Genomic DNA, 18195 nt, shown 5'->3' with positions numbered 1-18195 from the left:
GAAACCTATAGTGTCCAGTCACGATCTTTCGGAAGCCGTCCAGTTCACCGCCCCCGCCCTGGCGTGCGACTCCCATTTCCACGTGTTCGGGCCGGCCGGCCAGTACCCCTACGGCAGCGAACTGCGCTACGACCCGCCCCATGCGCCGCTGGAAGATTACCTGGCCCTGGCCCGCCACCTGGGAATAGAACGCTATGTGTTCGTGCAGCCCAGCGCCTACGGCCGCGACAACACCTGCATGCTCGACGCCATGCGCGTGGTCGGCGACAAGTGCCGGGGCATCGTCGACATCGACGAAAACGCCCCCGAAGCGGAACTCGCCCGCCTGCATGCGCTGGGGGTGCGCGGCGTGCGCGTCAATGTACGCCCCATCAAGCCGGCGGAGCCGGGTTTTTCAAAGACCCTGCTGCCGCGCGTCGAGCGCCTGGCCGCGCGCTGCGCCGAAATCGGCTGGCAGCTGGACTTCCTGCTGCCGGGCTGGCTCACCAGCGAAATGATGCCTGTTTTCCATGGGCTGCGGCTGCCGTTCACCGTGGCGCACCTGGGCATGAATCTGGCGCGCGACGGCGTGCAGGCGCCGGGCTTCCAGCAATTGCTGGATCTGCTGCGGCACGGCGCGGGGTACTGCCGGGTCAAGCTTACCGGCCTGTACCGCATATCCCAAGACCCCGAATTCAAAGACATCGCACCCATGGTTCAGGCGCTGGTCGAAGCCGCGCCCCATAGAATCATCTGGGGCAGCGACTACCCCCATCTGTCCTTCGGGCAGCACAGCTCGGTGCGCTTGTTCAACCTGCTGGGCGAACACGTGCCCGACCCTGCCGCAAGGCGGCTCATCCTGGCGGACAATCCGGCAGAGCTGTTCGGGTTCCAGTAGTCAGGCGCAGGCCAGGTTCTCGGCGTTTTTCCGCTGCACGGCTTCGGGGATGGGAATCGTCGCCTGCCTGGCAAGGCGCCCCTTGTCGAAAGCCAGCAGCTGGCCGGGCTCCAGGCGCGTCCAGACTTCGTTGTCGGTCAGTGGCTTGGTAGCAATGACCGCCACGCAATCGGCCTGGCAATTGGTACGGGAAAAATCCACCGTCATGTCGGCGTCGATCAGGTGCGCCTTGGCGAACGGCCACTGGCGCACAATGTAGTACAGGCTGGTCGAGCAGTGCGCGAACAAAGCGCTGCCATTGGAAATCAAGAAATTGAACACACCGTGCACGGTGATTTCCCGCGTCAGGGACTCCAGGGCCGCGAACAGCGCCTCATCGGACGGTTCGTCATTGCCGAAATCGCCGCGCAGGCTTTGCAAAACGTGGCAGAAGGCGGTTTCGCTGTCGGTGCACCCCACCGGCCGATACTGGCCGCCCAGCGCCGGGCGGTAGTTTTTCAGGTCGCCGTTGTGGGCAAATATCCAATGCCGGCCCCATAGCTCGCGCATGAACGGATGGCAGTTCTCCAGCGCCGTGCTGCCCTGGGTGGCCTTGCGTATATGCGCAATCACATTGCGCGACTTGATCGGGTAATTCTTGATGAGCTCGGCCACCGGCGACTGGCAGCACGGGGTGTTGTCGATGAAGACGCGGCAGGCCTTGTTCTGGAAAAAGGCAACGCCGAAACCGTCGGCATGATGGTCGGTACGCCCGCCCCGCGCCGCAAACCCAGTAAAAGAAAAGGTTATGTCGGTAGGGGTGGCACAGTTCATGCCCAACAGCTGACACATGGCGAATAAGCGAGCAAGACGGCGCGTCATTAAGGGCGTAGGCATCCTGCGCCCCGTCCGGCTGCCGTGTGTTCCAATCCGGTGCTTTCATCCGAATTCAAACCCTGGGCTCGGCAAACGAGGCGCTCGCGCTACGCGATGCGCCGATTGACCCTGATTTTATTACGGGAAAACACCTATAACCGGCATTCGACCCTCAAGCCTTGAAAACTTCCTTCAATCAATTACTTATGGGGCGAAAGCGATGTATTTTGGCAACGGACAGGGCTTTACTGGCAGGTAACAAACATCACGTGCAGCAAATAGCCAATATTCCCGCGCGCGCCTCCTGCGCCGGAAAAAGCGTAGCAGAATTAGTTTGAATCGAAACTGAGCAAATCTAAGCACACACCCGCCCGAAGCCCCCGGGCGGCCACTTGCCAGTGCCGGCTGCAACTAATATTGTCCTTAGAGAAATCCATGTCACCACCGCCCTACCCCGACCTGCTGAACTTCCTGCTGGATGCCGTATGCGTCGTTGACGAGAAAGGCACGTTTCTTTCCATCACCGGGGCGTGCGAGCAGATATTCGGCTACAAGCCCGAAGAACTCATCGGGCGGCAGATGCTGGACTTGGTGTACCCGCCCGACAGAAAAAAGACCCTGGGCGCCGTCGGCCGGCTCATGCAGGGGCAGCTGCAATACGATTTCGAAAACCGCTACATGCGCAAAGACGGCCGCATCGTTTATTTGATGTGGTCGGCGCGCTGGTACAAAGACAAGAAAATACGGGTCGCGGTGGCCCGCGACATCACCGACCGCAAGCGCACGCATGGCGAGCAGGCCGCCGCGCAGCCCGGGGCACTGTCGCGCTGGCGGCTGTCCGGCTCGCCGCCGTGCCTGACCCCGCCCGATTCGGCCCCTATCCTGCTGTCGCGCCAGGACTACATCGTGCTTGCCACCCTGATGTCGAAGCGGCAGGCCGTCAGCCGCCAGGAAATCGTCGAGGCCCTGGGCCACGATTTCGAAAACTACGACCAGCGCCGCCTGGACACGCAAATGCGCCGCCTGCGCCGCAAGGTGGAAAACGCCTGCGGCCTGCGCCTGCCCATCTCTACGCTGCGCGGCGTGGGCTACCGCTTCTACGAAGACGTGGAAGTGCAGGACTAATATACGAAAATATAAAACCTGCTGAAGCTTGGCTCTAAAATCCGGCCGGCACGGGGCTCACCAAGGATTCTTCATGACGCACGACCTCTCTGACGCCGGCTGGCAGCCTAGCAGCCGCTACCCCGACCCCGCTATCCGGGTGCTGGATCCGCGCTTCGAATCGCTGCGGATGACCAGCGCGGCGGTGGAACGCCTGTACACGGGCAGTCGCTGGGCGGAAGGGCCGGTGTGGTTCGGCGACGGACGCTACCTGCTATGGAGCGATGTCCCCAACGACCGCATCCTGAAGTGGGAAGAAGCAAGCGGCGCGGTCAGCGTGTTTCGCCAGCCGTCGAATTACGCCAACGGCCACACGCGCGACGAGCGGGGCCGGCTGGTGTCCTGCGAGCACCTGACGCGCCGCGTGACCCGCACGGAATACGATGGCTCGATCACGGTGATTGCCGACTCTTACCAGGGCAAGCGGCTGAATTCGCCGAACGATGTGGTGGTGAAGTCCGACGGCACGATCTGGTTTACCGACCCGCCGTACGGCATCATCAACTGGTACGAAGGCAGTCCCGCGCCGCAGGAACTTCCCGCCTGCGTTTACCGGGTCGACCCCGATACGCTCGAGATCACCATGGTGGCCGATGACTCGGAAGGGCCGAACGGCCTGGTATTTTCGCCCGACGAGTCGCTGTTGTATGTGGTGGAGTCGCGCGCGAAGCCGCGCCGCATCCGCGTTTATCAGGTGGACGAACATAACCGGCTGCATTCGGGCCGCATGCTGATCGATTGCGGGCCGGGCACGGCCGACGGTTTCCGCGTGGACGTAGCCGGCAACCTGTGGTGCGGCTGGGGCATGGGCCGCGCGGGCCTGGACGGCGTACGCGTGTTCGCCCCCGACGGCACGGCCATCGGCCACATCGATCTGCCGGAACGCTGCGCCAATCTGTGCTTCGGCGGCCGACACGGCAATCGGCTGTTCATGGCGTCCAGCCGCAGCCTGTATTCCCTGTACGTGAACACGCAGGGCGCGGCCTGGGGGCGCGGCAAACCGGGCTGATGCGCGGTCAATACATCGACGAACGGCCCGTCAGGGTCACGGCGATGCGCATCACCAGGTACGACACCGCGTCGACGCAGCGCCCTGGCCAGCCGCGCCGCAGCAGGCTGGCGCCGGTAACCTGCAGGGCGTCGTCGCGCATGACCTGGGCCAGCTGTTCCTGCAGGGTGCGGGCAAAGCCCGCGTCGTCGACGAACACATTGGCTTCGCGCGCCAGCAACAGGCTGAAAGGATCGAGATTCGACGAGCCCACCGTGGCGCTGTCGTCGATGACGGCGACCTTGGCATGCAGGTAGCTGGGCTGGTATTCGTAGATTTCAATGCCGTCATCCAGGATCTTGCCGTACAGGTAGCGGCTGGCGCGGTACTGCATGGGGTATTCGGAACGCCCCTGCAGCAGCAGGCGCACCCGCACCCCGCGCGCCGCGGCGCGTTCCAGCGCGTGGCGCAGGCGGCGGCCCGGGAAGAAATAGGCATTGGCAATGACCACCTCGCGCCGTGCGTGGCCGATGTCGTGCAGGTAGACGCGCTCGATGGTCTGGCGATGGCGCACGTTGTCGCGCAGCACCAGGGCGGCCCGCACGCCGCTGGCGTAGCGCGTTGCCGACTCGATGCGGCGCTGCAGGCGCAGCCCGCGCCAGTCGGCCAGACGCGCCACCACATAGGCCCAGTCGCGGCGGCCGCGCCAGCCCAGGCGCAGCCACAGGCTGTTCTGCATGGCCACGACTTCCGCCACCAGCGGCCCTTCGACCTGCACGGCGTAATCCAGGCGCGGCCGCGGGCCCGCACCGTCGTCGGGCACGTCTTCGTAGTCGTCGAGAATATTGATGCCGCCCACGAACGCGACGCGGCCGTCGACCACGGCCGTCTTGCGGTGCAGCCGGCGCAGGCGCCGCGGGTTGGGCGCCAGGCGCAACAGCCCCTGCGGCTCGGGCCGGTAGACGCGGAATTGCGCACCCGCCGCAAGCAGCCGTTCACCGATCTGCTGCTCGTGCAGCAGGCTGCCGAAGCCGTCGATCGCCACGCGCACCTTGACGCCGCGCGCGCAGGCCTGCTGCAGGTGATCCAGAACCCGCAGGCCGGTGCGGTCGATGTTGAAGATATAGGTTTCCAGGTGCACCGTGCTTTGCGCGGCATCGATGGCAGCGCAGAGCGCGGGAAAGAACTGGCCGCCATTGCGCAGCAGCTGGATGCGATTGCCTTCGTACCAATGCAGATGCGGCCTCGAGCGCATACCCCTTTCTTTCCCCGATTCCAGATTCCAGTGCCCCTTCTGCAGCGTCCCTTCTGCCCGGGGCAATTTTGGCTTGAATGTTTACGGATTTTCCGCGGCACTTGTCTAAGAAGCAATACCTCGAAGGGTATAAAGGCCTGAACCCAAAAACTCTAGAGCCGCGTATCTACATGCTTTGCCTGCACATAGTACGGCAAGCGCCATGCACAAGGCGTGTGCAGTTGATGCAGGATCCAGAAACGAGATTACAAACCCATGAGCCGGAAAGTAGCCTGGGCCAGCGCGGACTGCGGGTCGCGCAGCTGCATCAGGATATTGAAGTGATTGACGCCCGGCACTTCCAGCCCGGTGCCGGTAAAGCCCAGCCCGCGCCATTCCTGCAGGTAGTCGCGGCTTTGGCGCTTGAATTCAGAGGTTTCATGCTCGCCCCAGGCCACCAGTATCGGGCAGCCGGCCTCGGGCAGCGCGGCCGAGGGGCTGAGGCGCAGCGCGGAATCCGCGTCCAGGTTGATCCAGGAATTGATATGCGTGCCCACCAGGGGCCGCAGGTCGAACAGGCCGCTGATGGGGCTGGCGCTTTGCACCACCTTGGCCGGCACACCGTAGGCCGCGTGCCAGCCGCCGGCCAGCAGCATGCCGGTCAGGTGCCCGCCCGCGGAACTGCCGCTGACGTGGATGCGGGCCGGGTCACCGTTGTATTGCGCAATATTGGCGTGCGTCCAGGCCAGTGCGCGGCGGCATTGGTCGACGATGTGCTCCAGCGAAACCTGCGGCGCCAGGGAGTAATTGACCGCCACTACAGTGGCGCCGGCCGCATGAAACGCCGGCGCCATGAACTGCGAATCGCTGCTGGCCAGGGCGCGCCAGTAGCCGCCGTGTATGAAGAAGTACACCGGCGCGCCGGCGGCAGACGCGGGGAAAATGTCCAGGATTTCGTCGGGATGACTGCCGTAAGCCACCCCCAGGCTGCCGCCGACCCGCTCGCGCGCCTGCGCACTGTAGTCGGCGTATTCCTTCAGGAACGGCAGGCAATCCGGCACCGAGGCACGGGCGTTGTACAGCCGGTCGAACTCTTCGAGGGTATAGCCTAGGGGGTTGGAATCCGGATTCATGTCAGGGCAGCTCGAGCTCGGCAAGCAGGGGGGCGTGGTCGGACAGTTGCTTCCAGGGGGAACCCTGCAGCACGCGGGCGTAGCGCACGGCGAAGCCGCGCTGGTAGATGCGGTCGAGGCGCAGCCAGGGGAATACCGCGGGGAAGGTGCGCGGCGGCAGGCTCAGGCGCGCGGCACCGTTCATGGCAAGTTCCTGGATGGGGTTTTCGCGGCCATAGGTGCGCGGCGCGACGAAGAAGCCGTGCGTGCCCAGTTCATACATGGAACGGGGCAGCTGTATCGTGCTTTGCAGGTTGCGCAGGCTGCGGGTAAGACGGCGCACCCGATTGCGCGCGCCGGCCGGCCCGCTGGGCACGTGTTCCGGCGCCACGGCAAACACTTCGCACAGCCCCAGCTGCTGCACGAACAGCGGCGCCAGGCGGTTGTTCCAGTCGTTGAAGTCGCCGGCGATAAGAATGGGTTCGTCTTCGGGCACCAGGCGCTTGATGCGCTCGACCAGCGCGCCCACCTGGCGCGAACGGCTGCCGGCGAACAGGCCCAGGTGCACCACCAGGCAATGCACCGGCGTGCCGTTGATCTGCACCGTTACGTGCAGCAGGCCACGCTGCTCGAGCCGGTGGTCGGAGATGTCTTGGTTTTCTTGGCTAAGGATGGGAAAGCGCGACAGCAGCGCATTGCCGTGGTCGGTGCGCTGGCGCACGGCGTTGCAGCCGTAGGCGGCATGCATGCGCAGCGCGGCGCCCAGCGACTCGTGCTGGGCGTCGAGGCTGGAGCGGCGTTCGTTGCGGCCTTGCACTTCCTGCAGGAACAGCAGATCGGGGCGCAGGCCGTACAGGCCCAGCCGCAGATCGGCCATGCTCTCGCGGCTGCCCGTGGCAGAACGGCCTTTATGTATGTTGTAGCTGACGATGCGTAATACGGACACGAAGCGTCTTCTTTGTAATTCCCGCTGCCTGAAATCGTAACTCTTTTGCGGCGTGGCGCGACAGGGGAAAAACACCAAGCGCGGATAATTCCCGCGAAAAATTAGTTAATTTTTCTGAATTTCTGCGATTTACATCGTTATTCCGTTGAATCGACAAACCAAGAAAGGCGTCTACCGCACGGCCTGGCGGCGTCCAGGACTTCACTCTGTTTGATCGATTGCAGCGGAATAGTTCCCCGGCATCAGAGCAGCTGCGGCTATGGCAATCGCTTGCCTGGGCTTCGGGCGATAACGGGAAGGAGACGGCCGAGTGACTCCCCTCCCCCCGACACCTGGCTCGCGACTGCCCCAGTCGCAAGCCGTAAAGCGGAGCCAAGAGCACCTGACACGGGGCGGGACGGGCCGGCCCGCGGCAGGCGCCGCGGGCTGCTGGCCGGCTTCAGGCGGCCGGCTTGGCCTCGACGTTGCGCAGGCGGATGTGCAGTTCGCGCAACTGCTTCTCGTCCACGAAGGACGGCGCCTGGGTCAGCAGGCATTGGGCGCGCTGCGTCTTGGGGAAGGCGATCACGTCGCGAATCGAATCGGCGCCGGCCATCATGGTGACCAGGCGATCCAGCCCGAAAGCCACCCCGCCGTGCGGCGGCGCGCCGTACTGCAGGGCGTCGAGCAGGAAGCCGAACTTGTTGCGCGCCTCTTCGGCGTCGATGTTCAGCGCCCGGAAGACCTTGCTCTGCACGTCGGCGCGGTGAATACGCACCGAGCCGCCGCCCACTTCCCAGCCGTTCAACACCATGTCGTAGGCCTTGGCCAGGGCGCGGCCCGGATCGGATTCCAGGTAGTCTTCGTGGCCGTCCTTGGGGCTGGTGAAGGGGTGGTGCGCAGCCGTGTAGCGCCCTTCTTCCTCGTCGTATTCGAACATCGGGAAGTCGATCACCCACAAGGGCTTCCAGCCCTTTTCGAACAGGCCGTGCTGCTTGCCGAAGTCGCTGTGGCCGATCTTCACGCGCAGCGCGCCCATGGCGTCGTTGACCACCTTGGTCTTGTCGGCGCCGAAGAAGATCAGGTCGCCGTCGACGGCGCCGGTGCGCTCGATCAGCTGGCGCAGGGCGTCGACGTGGATGTTCTTGACGATGGGCGACTGCAGCCCGTCGGGAATCGCGGCCGCCTGGTTGACCTTGATATAGGCCAGGCCCTTGGCGCCGTAGATGCTGACAAACTTGGTGTAGGCGTCGATCTCGCTGCGCGGCATGGCCGCGCCGCCCGGCACGCGCAGCGCCACCACACGGCTGGCGGGATCGTTGGCGGGCGCCGAGAACACCTTGAATTCCACGTCACGCATCAGGTCGGAGATATCGGTGAATTCCAGCTTGACGCGCAGGTCGGGCTTGTCCGAGCCATAGCGGCGCATGGCCTCGTCCCAGGTCATGGTGGGGAACTGCGCCGGCAGCTCGACCTGCTGCGCCACGCCAAAGACATGGCGGATCATGCCCTCGAAAATCTCGCGGATCTCGACTTCGCTCAGGAACGAGGTCTCGCAATCGATCTGCGTGAACTCGGGCTGGCGGTCGGCGCGCAGGTCTTCGTCGCGGAAGCACTTGGTGATCTGGTAGTAGCGGTCGAAGCCCGACACCATCAGCATCTGCTTGAACAACTGCGGCGACTGCGGCAGCGCGTAGAACTGGCCGGCGTTCACGCGCGACGGCACCAGATAGTCGCGCGCGCCTTCCGGCGTGCTCTTGGTGAGCATGGGCGTTTCGATGTCGATGAAGCCGAGCTGATCCAGGTACTTGCGCACTTCCATGGCCACGCGATAGCGCAGCATCAGGTTGCGCTGCATGAAGGGACGGCGCAAGTCGAGCACCCGATGCGTCAGGCGCGTGGTCTCGGACAGATTGTCGTCGTCCAGCTGGAACGGCGGCGTCACCGACGGATTCAGGATCTCGATCTCGCGGCACAGCACCTCTACCTCGCCCGAGGCCAGTTCGGGGTTGACGGTGCCTTCGGGGCGCAGGCGCACCAGGCCGCTGACGCGGATGCAGAACTCGTTGCGCAGCTTCTCGGCAATTTCGAACGCCTGCACATTGTCGGGGTCGACCACGATCTGCGCCAGGCCCGCACGGTCGCGCAGGTCGATGAAGATCACGCCGCCATGGTCGCGGCGGCGATGAACCCAGCCGAACAGGGAAACCGTCTGATCCAGATGGCCTCGGGACACCTCGCCGGTGTAGCAGGTACGCATGAAGGATTACTCCGTTTGAAAAGTCGTGATATCGGGCTCAGGGCCTATTCACGGGGCGCGGACGCATCGCGCGCACGCGGCGGCGCGGCGTCGGCGGCCACATGCCCCAGGGCCTTGATGGTCGAGGGTGGCGCCACCACCCCCATGGAAACTATGTACTTCAGCGCCGCATCCACGCTCATGTCCAGCACCTGGACGTCCTGGCGCGGCATCATCAGGAAGAACCCCGAGGTCGGGTTGGGCGTGGTGGGCACGTAGACACTGACGAACTGGCCGTGCAGCCGCTCGGCCACCTCGCCGCTGGGCGAGCCGGTCAGGAACGCAATCGTCCAGGAACCCTGGCGCGGATACTGCACCAGCACGGCCTCGCGAAACGCCTGGCCATTGGGCGCCAGCACGGTGTCGCTGACCTGCTTGACCGAGTTGTAGATGGAACGCACCAGGGGGATGCGCCCCAGCAGCTGTTCCCAGCGGTCGACGAAGGCCCGGCCGATGAAGTTGGCCGCCAGCAGTCCGGTGACGAACACCACCACCAGCACCAAGGCCACGGCGAAACCCGGGATGCGCACGCCGAACAGCGACTGCGACGACAAGAAGGCCGGCACGAAGCTTTCGATGGCGCGGATCACCAGGGCGATGACCCAGACGGTGATGACCAGCGGAATCCAGATCAGCAGGCCGGTGATGAAGTATCGCTTGAAAAAACGCATGTACGCTTCAGGAACCCGGCGCGGCCGGAGCAGCCGGCGCCGCGACGGCCGGCTTGTCGGCGGATGCCGGTTTATCGGTGGACGCCGGCTTGTCCGCCGACCCCGCGGCGGCTTCGCCGCCCGAGGCCTGCCCGGAATCGTGCTTGGTGGAAGAGCCCTTGCCCGCAGAGCCGCCCGCGTCGGAGCCAGGCTTGGAGCCATTATTGCGGAAGTCGGTTACGTACCAGCCCGAACCCTTGAGCTGGAAGCCGGCCGCCGTCACCTGCTTGGAATAAGTGCTTTGCCCACAGGCCGGGCACACCGTCAACAATGGATCTGAAAGTTTCTGCAGGACGTCCTGCTGGTGTCCGCAGGCGCTGCACTTGTATGCATAAATAGGCACGACAACAATTCCCGAATGAATCAGAGCTTCGGCCCGCGGCCGGGCCGCTCGCAGTGCGCCGCACGCGAGCCGGGCAGCCCCGGGGAAAACCGGGCGCCACCCAAAACCTGCGGCAACGACAATACTTCCCCGCAAGCTTGCGCCCGCGAGGAAGCGGCGATTCGGGCCCGCCCGAACAAGGCGAAGGCCGGCATTGCCGGCCTGGCGATGGGCTGTGCCCCGGGCTTGTGCTTCGTTTGATGCCCCAAGGCGCCGCGGCAAGAGCCAGGATGCGGCAGAATGCTGAAAAGCAGGTAATTTTAGCCGTTTTTGAGTCCTGGCGCGGGCCGCGGCGGGGCTAGGCGCGGGAACCAGGCTGCCTGTGAAGGCCCGTCACAGCCGTTACACATTCGCACGCCAGTGCACCCATATCTTCTTATAAGCCCGACTTGTCTCACGTAACAGCATTCAGATTCGGTGACGCGCCGTTCGACTGATCCGATAACCACTGTCGCAAATTACGAACCGTGTCCTCATAGAACGTGCGATAAAGTCTCTCCGAGACGTATCCAATATGAGGAGAGGGCAGCACATTACGAAGAAAGCGAAACGGATGATCAGCAGGCAATGGCTCTACCTCGTAAACGTCCAAAGCCGCACCGCCAATTGCTTCGTGCCTCAGCGCTTCGATAAGTGCCTTTTCGTCAACGATGGGCCCTCTGGATGTATTGATCAGAATCGCCGTCGACTTCATCAACGCCAGTTCGGACGAACCAATAATCCCGCGGGTGCGATCGCTCAGCAACAGATGCACCGTCAGATAATCTGACTGCGAAAGCAGCGCTTCCTTATCCACCCATTGCACGCCGTGAGCGGCCGCGGCCTCCGGTGTCAGGTTCTGGCTCCAGGCAATTACACGCATACCAAAGGCATTTCCGATGGCAGCTACGCGTGCGCCTATTTTCCCGAGGCCTAGCACGCCCAGTGTCCTGGTCTTCAAGTCTGATCCGACGTCGGTCTGCCAGCCGCCAGATCGAACCGACTCGATCTGTTGGGGTAATCGCCGCGCACTGGCAAGGATCAAAGCCCATGTCATTTCGACCGTCGCGTCCGCGAAATAGCCAGTAGGCAAGATACTGATACCGCGCCTCGCAGCCGCGTCAGCATCGATCGAACGGTTACGAGGCCCCGTAGATGCAATAACTTTTAGATTCGGAAGCTGACCTAAAACATCGGCATTCAACGGTGTGCGCTCGCGCATGACACAAATAACATCGAACGGCAACAGCCTTTCTACTAAGGCATTGTGGTCGGTAATATGGTCTCGAAATACTTCAACCTCCGACGTTTCCAGTATAGGCGACCAATCAGCCATCGCAAGCGCAACGCCCTGATAATCATCGAGTACGGCTATTTTCACTGATTTCTCGCGAACAAGTTAGCGGCTCTTACGATGTCGAACAGACAATCCGGCAATGTGATCAATGTTGCATCCCAGACGCTTGGAAAGCTGATTTCCGATATTACGGATGACCGTACAGATGCGAGCATCAGGCTCGAAATCGAGCGAACCCTGTGTCGCAAGCACTGTCAGCGTCATAACAAGCTGATCCGATTGATCGAACACGGGCACCGCTACCGCGTCGATGCCACTCATGTAATCCCCGCTAACTGGCGAGATACCCATGTGTCTGATCGTCTCCACGACGACGGGATAGAAGTCCACGCGCGCAACTTCCTTGCCCATAAATTTTAGCGGCGGTGCGGCCTGGTTTTCACGCTCAATGAAAGGTTGAACAATCTGATCAGGAAGGTACGCTGCGTAAAGGCGCCCCGCTGCGGATGTCGTTATTTGCAACACCGAACCTACCCGAGTATTGATGGTTACCGGGTGCAGCGGTTCGCGCCTGGCAAAAATGATAGGGCCATGCTCGCTCCACACAGTCGCGCTTACAGTCATACCAGTTTCGGCCTGCAACTGATCAATAGCTTCTTCAGCCATACGAAACTTATCCAGCCTGCTCTGCGCCGCAAGGCCCAGCATTAGCGCCTTGGGGCCGAGGTCGTAGCGCCCTGAACGATAATCCTGCTCGAGCAAGCCCGAACGACACAGACTCACTAAATATCTGTGCACTTTGCTCGGATAGATACCGACGGCATCTGCCAATTCACCAAGCGACAACGATGCATCGGCGGCCGCAATTGTATATGCCATGCGCAAGCCAATTTCAACGTTCTGAACCCCCTGAACTTCCGTCCCATCTACGTTCTTCTTCGTCATAAGCTCTTGCCATCAAGATTCTAATTTTCCGTCCCATGTGATGGGGCGCGCACAGATGCCACCGAGTCCGCTGGTCTCAGGCTTTGGCTGAGCTTGCATGATAACCCGCCAATTTCCACTCTCCATCGAGCCAAACCCACACCTGACTCGTTTCCAGCCGGAGCTCCGTCGGCGCCGTATCGTCTCCGCGAAAGATCACTTGGAGTAATCTTCCGTTTGCCAGTGCAAGGTCTCCGTGCAACCGAACTTGATAAGTCTGTCGCTCGGAACGAACGTATCGGATCCGCTTCCCGATCCCCGCGAGATAACTTTGCTTGCTATCGATACGACCGGTTGAATGAATATGGACGAGTTCGTCCGCAAGCAAGCAATCCAGCACAGCGCGGTCGTGCGAATCCAGCGCCCGGCATCTGCGGGCTTCTGCTGCCGCCACTGAGCGGACATCTGATTTGACTACGCCATTCATACACCGTCCTCCATCGTGAACGCTTCGAGCGACTTGGGGTAACAGTATTTCCCGCCATGAAAAGCCAACGGCTGCTCGTCGCCCAATCCACAGCGCTCGACCCGAGCCACAAAAATAATATGATCGCCCTCGTAGTAGTGACTTTTCGAAACACATTCGAACCACGCACAGCACCCTTCAATCAGGGGAACACCCGTAGGGCCTGAAACGTACTGAACCTGTTCGAAACGCGCATCGCGAGATGGATCCGCAGCCGGCCGCCCGAACAAGTCGGAAAGCTTGGATTGATGCGACGCCAAGACGTTCACATTGAAGCGTTTCGCGGCCCGGAACACTGACAAACTCCGTGCCCCTATATTGAGGCTCCACAGAATCAACGGCGGAGCAAGAGAAACGGAGCAAAACGAATTCGCGGTGAGTCCGACCGGAGCACCACTTGCATCCAACGTTGTTACTATCGTGACGCCCGTCGCAAAGCGCCCAAGCGCACAACGGAAGAATCGTTCGTCAAAATCAGCGGTGTTCCCAATCGGCATCATGATCATCTTCCGGATTACTTTGACAAGTGGGCCTTGCGTATCACTTCCGACCAAGACTTCATCTCGGAAGCCATATAGGTTCCGAACGATTCCGGCGTACTCGTGACGGTTTCGGCGCCAGCCGCGGCGAAGCGCTTGCGTATGATCGGATCAGCCAGAGCCCGATTGATCTCGCGGTTCAAGCGGTCGACGACGGGGGAAGGCGTGTGTGCAGGCGCGACAATCCCGATCCATGCGGCAGCGTCATAATTCGGAACGCCCGATTCGGCTAGTGTTGGCACATTCGGCATCAACGGACTCCGAGTGGAAGAACTAATTGCGAGCGCATGAAGCTTGCCTGCCTTGATCTGCTCCTGCCCAGTGGCCAGATCGAGAAACATCGTCGAAATCGAACCATCCAAGAGGCCTTGCATGGCTGGCGCGGCACCTTTATAGGGCACATGCGCGGCGCGGAATCCTGCTCGTTGAGCAAGCATTTCCATAGCCAACTGGTGGGTGCTTCCTATACCGGGCGAGCCATACTGAATACTTCGATTGACAGGCAATGACTTTACATGTCGGAGGAAGCCTGCCATATCCTTGGCAGGGAATGAGGGTGCAGTCACCAGGAATAGCGGCAATCGAGCAACCAATGCTACAGGCGAAAAATCCTTCAACGGGTCGTATGGCGCTTTCGGAGGTATGTTGGGGTTGATGGCAAACGTCGAAGCGCTGCTGAGCAGAAGCGTATAGCCATCGGGTGGCGCCTTGGCAACCATCAACGCACCAATGAACGTTCGTGCTCCACCGTGATTTTCCACCACGACGGTCTGCCCCAGTTGCTGCGTAAGGTTTTTCGCCAAAGTACGGGCAACGAAATCGGTGCCGCCTCCGGGCGCGAATGGCACGATGAGTCTAATCGCCCGGTCTGGATATGTTTGTGCCGCAATACTATTATGTGAAAAAACAATACACGCGATGAAAGTAAACAGCACGTGCAAGATTCGCGTCTTCATTTTCTTGTCGCCTCCTAATGCCTATCGTTAAATAGTTACAGCTTCTGTGTTATTGGAAATTTCTTTCAGGAAAAGCGGCATGGCTTCCAGCGCAAAACGGCGCATCGAGTCCGCCGCAGCGTCAGCCGGCATCGCTCCGAAATTGTGAACCAGCATAAGGTGACGCACGCCCTCGGCGTATAGCCTGCCAAGCTTGGCCGCAACGGTTTGCGCGGATCCCACCAAAGAGAGCCCATCCTCGCTTGCAATTGCCTCGAAGCTTTGGTGCTTAGCGCGCTGCCTTGTTCTGAGATAAAGCTCGAAGGGATCTTTGGCGCGCGCGCGAGCCTCTTCGTCAGTAGCGGCGACATGGGCATGGAAAGCGACCGCGACATCCCCAACGAACCGCCCATCACTATCGGCTATAGGTGCTTCGTCGGTGCCGCGGCGATACTCCCTGAATACCGCGCCAATATCGGCAATCGACTGCAACTGGCTATATGGGACGAACATCATGTTCTGAGCCTGCCGTCCTACGTAGTAGGCTACAGGCGGGGCACTGACAGCGACATAGATCGGAAGACCGAGCGCCTGCACCGGCGCGACATTCAACTGCATCTCGTCGATTGTCTGATGGCTTCCCCTATAACTGAAGCGTGCACCGGTCAACGCCTTCTGCAGCACCGCCATGTTCTCGTCATAGCGTTCCCGCTTCGTGGCCAGATCAATACCATAGCCGGCCAGTTCGTGCGCGAGGTAGCCGGAGCCAACGCCGAGAGTAACCCTTCCCCCGGACAAGATATCGACCATCGAGTAATTTTCCGCAACTTCGAACGCCGGATGGTAGCTAAGAACTGAAATCGCCGACCCGAGCCTCAGCTGGCGTGTCTTTGCTGCTAGATAAGCTAGAGCGACCGCGGGATTGGGCACCGTGCCGTAAGGGTCGAAATGATGCTCGGCAAGGAAAAACGTGTCGTACCCGAGTTCTTCGGCAAGCATCGCTTGGTCAGACAATTCTGCATAGAATTGCGGTAGCGTGCGTGGAAGGCTCGGATAATGATCCTGTACGCAGAAGATCGAATAACGGAACAAATTGGTTTTACTGCCTAGTCTGAATGGAGCTGGATGTGTCATAGGAATTGAATGATTCGCTGAGTTGTACGATTGACGTCAGCAGTTCTGTACGAACTGCACTCGATGATGAAGAGGGCCAAAAATGCTCTGCCGATGTGAATTGAAAGCCTCCAGAAGCAGCTCATCGTTATTACGGAGATAAGCCGTCCGTGCTTCTCCGTGCCGCAGCTGCTCAAGCATCCTCACCTCGGCCAGGCACGCGGCGCCAGCATCTTCGCGCCGGTTGGAAACCGTGCCCGCACCAAGCACCGTGCCGGCGCCCAGGGGTCGGTAACGAGCCGCCTGCATAACGAGTTCGTGGAAATCGAACTGCATATCGTCACTGGAATTAAGCTGGCCGATCAGCTTCCCATTGACGCGACAGCGCAATTCTGCTTTGAGCTTCTTGCCGTCCCAATCGTCACCCAGTTCATCCGGGGTCACCAGGAAAGGCGCCATGGAGCATGGCGGCTTTCCGTGGAAATTCGTATAGCCCCGGCCCATCTGCTCTGCGAATACAGTACGCAACGTCGTATCGTTGATCAGGGCGAGCAACAAGATTGCGTCGGCAGCCTGTTCAGCGCTCGCTTGCATCGGCACATCATCCAACACCACGGCAATTTCCGCCTCGAAATCCAGGCCAACATCTCCAACGGGCAAAGGCAAGGGACTACCGCTGGCGCGAAAAGTGTGAGACACGCCATCGTAAAAGCGCGGCTCGCTCTCATAGCCTACAGGCATCTCTACTCCACGAAGCCTCCTCGCCAATTCCATGTGATGCAGGTAGACACTGCTGTCCATCCATCCATATGCACGCGGCAGTGGCGCCATCAGACGCGCATAGTCAAGTTCGAACGACTTGGCACGGCCCGCGATCAGCGCGTCGTGGCGCCTTGCCAAGCGCGGCGAGAGCGCGTGCCAATCATCGATGGCCGCCTGCATGCAGCGCGCGATATCTGATGCATCCGTAGCACGCGACAGAATGGGATCGACGAGTAATAATCGCCCATCCCGCGTCCCATCGTTCATGGTTGCGAGCTTCATGATGTGGCCTCGCTCTGCTCGAACCGAGGCGTAGACTTCGGCACCATCGACCAGCTCTTGTAGTAACCCGGCACATCACAGTCCACAGCCCCCTCCAGAAGCTCAAGTGGATCTCGCGTGTCGATCATCACCGCGTATCCCTCAGTTCGATCCGATTTGTTGACATACATGTGCGGCAGCACTTCAGGATGAGGCCCGTGCGTGATTCCACTTGGATGGAAAGTCACCATTCCGGGCCTGACTGAATGAGCGCGGCTACTCATCTTCCCCTCGTGTTGGAAGATGACTTCGTCAAAGTCGTCGTTATTGTGAAAGAACGGCAATTTGATGGCTTTCGGATCCGTTTCCAATACGCGCGGGATCAACGAGCAAACCACGAACCGGCGGCTTACGAATGTCGTGCGCAGCGATGGGGGCAAGTGCAAGCCGTCGCTGGTAATCGCCTTGATATCCCGAATGTTGAGCCGGACGGGGAATAGATCACCCTTCCACCCAATGGCATCGAGCGGATTGTATGGATAACTCAGCACCGAGACCTTGCCCGAGCGCTTGACGTGAACAGTCCATGGTTTCGGCTGCTGCTGAGCGCGAAATGCGTCGTCCATCTCTGGAATATCGAGCATGCCGATATCGAACGGCGCATGGCGTCCAACTATGCCGCGCTGGGGCAAGTCAAACGCATCGCCCGTGCTCTGCACCATCAACATTTCGAAGCCGGCGGTGCAGTCTAGCCTCCACATCGTGCCACGAGGAACCAACAGATAATCGCCGGGTACAACTGCCAAGTGACCGAAATCACAATGTAAGTCCGCACTCCCATGATGGACGAATAGCAATGTGTCACCGTCGGCATTGCGTACCAAGTGGTTCATTGCTCCACCGAGACGCACCACACTCAACTCCACGTGAGAATTACCAAGCAAGCGGGGCGCATACCACGGGCCGGCAGAAGCTGTGTCGCCGGCCAAAGGCTCAAACGCGCGAGGCTTGAGATCGCCAGAAATTTCGCTCCAGCCTGTGGGGGGATTCCGATGATAGAGGTGACTTGCCGCCCCGAAGAAACCTTCCTTTCCCATTTCCCGCTCGTATGTGCCTTCGGGCAGGCCCACATGCGCCTGCCTCGCGAATTCTCCGCGACTATGTGGGCCGCCAAAATTCCAGCCATTAGGCATACCGCCTCCTTTCATAATTCATTCTTTAATTTTCAGAATACATTCTTATTTTAAAAATACAGCAATAGGATGTCAAGCATCGAGAAATCGATGTGCCAAGAATCTGTGGAATACCCAGGT

The 18195-nt window shown here is 60.7% G+C and carries 18 protein-coding genes; 3 read left to right on the top strand and 15 right to left on the bottom strand.

All coding sequences use genetic code 11. From position 1 onward, the window contains the following. The first annotated feature begins 10 nt into the window (after positions 1 to 10). The gene (locus tag CEY11_RS05905; protein WP_158215193.1) at positions 11 to 877 is read left to right on the top strand and encodes an amidohydrolase family protein; all 867 of its coding nucleotides are present in this window, start codon (positions 11 to 13) and stop codon (positions 875 to 877) included. Here CEY11_RS05905 and CEY11_RS05900 read toward each other — a convergent pair whose 3' ends face one another. Further along, a complete protein-coding gene (locus CEY11_RS05900; protein WP_088602417.1) occupies positions 878 to 1708 on the bottom strand; it encodes a class II glutamine amidotransferase in 831 nt (276 codons plus the stop codon). A gap of 459 nt (positions 1709 to 2167) precedes the next feature. Between CEY11_RS05900 and CEY11_RS05895 the strand changes: the two genes are divergently transcribed. Together CEY11_RS05895 and CEY11_RS05890 are read left to right on the top strand one after the other, a co-directional pair. Continuing rightward, the gene (locus CEY11_RS05895) at positions 2168 to 2857 is read left to right on the top strand and encodes a PAS domain S-box protein (RefSeq protein WP_088602416.1); all 690 of its coding nucleotides are present in this window, start codon (positions 2168 to 2170) and stop codon (positions 2855 to 2857) included. A 73-nt stretch (positions 2858 to 2930) separates the two neighbouring features. Beyond that, positions 2931 to 3905: an SMP-30/gluconolactonase/LRE family protein gene (locus tag CEY11_RS05890; RefSeq protein WP_088602415.1), complete on the top strand. Its 975-nt coding sequence runs from the start codon at positions 2931 to 2933 to the stop codon at positions 3903 to 3905. 7 nt (positions 3906 to 3912) lie between these two features. On the opposite strand, the gene clsB is transcribed toward CEY11_RS05890, so the two are convergent. The 14 genes from clsB to CEY11_RS05815 all read right to left on the bottom strand — a co-directional run bounded on the left by clsB (position 3913) and on the right by CEY11_RS05815 (position 18075). Then, positions 3913 to 5139, bottom strand: coding sequence for a cardiolipin synthase ClsB (clsB, locus tag CEY11_RS05885; protein ID WP_088602414.1), 1227 nt, complete (start codon positions 5137 to 5139; stop codon positions 3913 to 3915). Positions 5140 to 5384: 245 nt separating this feature from the next. Further along, positions 5385 to 6251 carry an alpha/beta hydrolase gene (locus tag CEY11_RS05880; RefSeq protein WP_088602413.1) on the bottom strand — a complete coding sequence of 289 codons (867 nt, stop codon included), beginning with the start codon at positions 6249 to 6251 and terminating at the stop codon, positions 5385 to 5387. A gap of 1 nt (position 6252) precedes the next feature. Continuing rightward, positions 6253 to 7176, bottom strand: a complete 924-nt coding sequence (locus CEY11_RS05875; RefSeq protein WP_088602412.1) for an endonuclease/exonuclease/phosphatase family protein — start codon at positions 7174 to 7176, stop codon at positions 6253 to 6255. Between the two features lie 439 nt (positions 7177 to 7615). Continuing rightward, positions 7616 to 9415, bottom strand: a complete 1800-nt coding sequence (gene aspS, locus CEY11_RS05870; protein WP_088602411.1) for an aspartate--tRNA ligase — start codon at positions 9413 to 9415, stop codon at positions 7616 to 7618. A gap of 44 nt (positions 9416 to 9459) precedes the next feature. Beyond that, positions 9460 to 10125, bottom strand: a complete 666-nt coding sequence (locus tag CEY11_RS05865) for a DUF502 domain-containing protein (protein WP_088602410.1) — start codon at positions 10123 to 10125, stop codon at positions 9460 to 9462. Between the two features lie 7 nt (positions 10126 to 10132). Further along, on the bottom strand, positions 10133 to 10507 hold the full coding sequence (locus tag CEY11_RS05860; protein ID WP_088602409.1) for an FmdB family zinc ribbon protein: 375 nt from the start codon (positions 10505 to 10507) through the stop codon (positions 10133 to 10135). 433 nt (positions 10508 to 10940) lie between these two features. Further along, the gene (locus CEY11_RS05850) at positions 10941 to 11906 is read right to left on the bottom strand and encodes a D-2-hydroxyacid dehydrogenase family protein (protein WP_233154734.1); all 966 of its coding nucleotides are present in this window, start codon (positions 11904 to 11906) and stop codon (positions 10941 to 10943) included. 18 nt (positions 11907 to 11924) lie between these two features. Then, a complete protein-coding gene (locus CEY11_RS05845; RefSeq protein WP_088602406.1) occupies positions 11925 to 12767 on the bottom strand; it encodes an IclR family transcriptional regulator in 843 nt (280 codons plus the stop codon). 76 nt (positions 12768 to 12843) lie between these two features. Then, entirely contained in the window at positions 12844 to 13233 is a 390-nt protein-coding gene (locus tag CEY11_RS26045) for a nuclear transport factor 2 family protein (protein ID WP_088602405.1), read from the bottom strand. Further along, the gene (locus CEY11_RS05835) at positions 13230 to 13772 is read right to left on the bottom strand and encodes a flavin reductase family protein (RefSeq protein WP_233154733.1); all 543 of its coding nucleotides are present in this window, start codon (positions 13770 to 13772) and stop codon (positions 13230 to 13232) included. The genes CEY11_RS26045 and CEY11_RS05835 overlap by 4 nt, the downstream gene beginning before the upstream one ends. Before the next feature lie 14 nt (positions 13773 to 13786). Beyond that, positions 13787 to 14767, bottom strand: coding sequence for a tripartite tricarboxylate transporter substrate binding protein (locus CEY11_RS05830; RefSeq protein ID WP_088602404.1), 981 nt, complete (start codon positions 14765 to 14767; stop codon positions 13787 to 13789). A 27-nt stretch (positions 14768 to 14794) separates the two neighbouring features. Continuing rightward, a complete protein-coding gene (locus CEY11_RS05825) occupies positions 14795 to 15838 on the bottom strand; it encodes an LLM class flavin-dependent oxidoreductase (protein ID WP_233154732.1) in 1044 nt (347 codons plus the stop codon). A gap of 78 nt (positions 15839 to 15916) precedes the next feature. Then, entirely contained in the window at positions 15917 to 16903 is a 987-nt protein-coding gene (locus tag CEY11_RS05820) for a fumarylacetoacetate hydrolase family protein (RefSeq protein WP_088602402.1), read from the bottom strand. Next, complete coding sequence (locus tag CEY11_RS05815) at positions 16900 to 18075, bottom strand: homogentisate 1,2-dioxygenase (protein ID WP_088602401.1); 1176 nt, start codon at positions 18073 to 18075, stop codon at positions 16900 to 16902. Before CEY11_RS05815 ends, CEY11_RS05820 begins: the two co-directional genes overlap by 4 nt. Positions 18076 to 18195: the final 120 nt, after the last annotated feature.

It is taken from the genome of Candidimonas nitroreducens (genome assembly GCF_002209565.1).
Classification (GTDB): Bacteria; Pseudomonadota; Gammaproteobacteria; order Burkholderiales; family Burkholderiaceae_B; genus Candidimonas; species Candidimonas nitroreducens.
This window is presented reverse-complemented; position numbering and strand designations above follow the sequence as displayed.

Excerpts from the sequence above, each read along its gene's own strand:
- CEY11_RS05900 (WP_088602417.1), bottom strand. The coding sequence starts at position 1,708 with ATGTGTCAGCTGTTGGGCATGAACTGTGCCACCCCTACCGACATAACC.
- CEY11_RS05895 (WP_088602416.1), top strand. The coding sequence starts at position 2,168 with ATGTCACCACCGCCCTACCCCGACCTGCTGAACTTCCTGCTGGATGCC.
- CEY11_RS05890 (WP_088602415.1), top strand. The coding sequence starts at position 2,931 with ATGACGCACGACCTCTCTGACGCCGGCTGGCAGCCTAGCAGCCGCTAC.
- clsB (WP_088602414.1), bottom strand. The coding sequence starts at position 5,139 with ATGCGCTCGAGGCCGCATCTGCATTGGTACGAAGGCAATCGCATCCAG.
- CEY11_RS05880 (WP_088602413.1), bottom strand. The coding sequence starts at position 6,251 with ATGAATCCGGATTCCAACCCCCTAGGCTATACCCTCGAAGAGTTCGAC.
- aspS (WP_088602411.1), bottom strand. The coding sequence starts at position 9,415 with ATGCGTACCTGCTACACCGGCGAGGTGTCCCGAGGCCATCTGGATCAG.
- CEY11_RS05865 (WP_088602410.1), bottom strand. The coding sequence starts at position 10,125 with ATGCGTTTTTTCAAGCGATACTTCATCACCGGCCTGCTGATCTGGATT.
- CEY11_RS05845 (WP_088602406.1), bottom strand. The coding sequence starts at position 12,767 with ATGACGAAGAAGAACGTAGATGGGACGGAAGTTCAGGGGGTTCAGAAC.
- CEY11_RS26045 (WP_088602405.1), bottom strand. The coding sequence starts at position 13,233 with ATGAATGGCGTAGTCAAATCAGATGTCCGCTCAGTGGCGGCAGCAGAA.
- CEY11_RS05835 (WP_233154733.1), bottom strand. The coding sequence starts at position 13,772 with ATGATGCCGATTGGGAACACCGCTGATTTTGACGAACGATTCTTCCGT.
- CEY11_RS05830 (WP_088602404.1), bottom strand. The coding sequence starts at position 14,767 with ATGAAGACGCGAATCTTGCACGTGCTGTTTACTTTCATCGCGTGTATT.
- CEY11_RS05820 (WP_088602402.1), bottom strand. The coding sequence starts at position 16,903 with ATGAAGCTCGCAACCATGAACGATGGGACGCGGGATGGGCGATTATTA.
- CEY11_RS05815 (WP_088602401.1), bottom strand. The coding sequence starts at position 18,075 with ATGCCTAATGGCTGGAATTTTGGCGGCCCACATAGTCGCGGAGAATTC.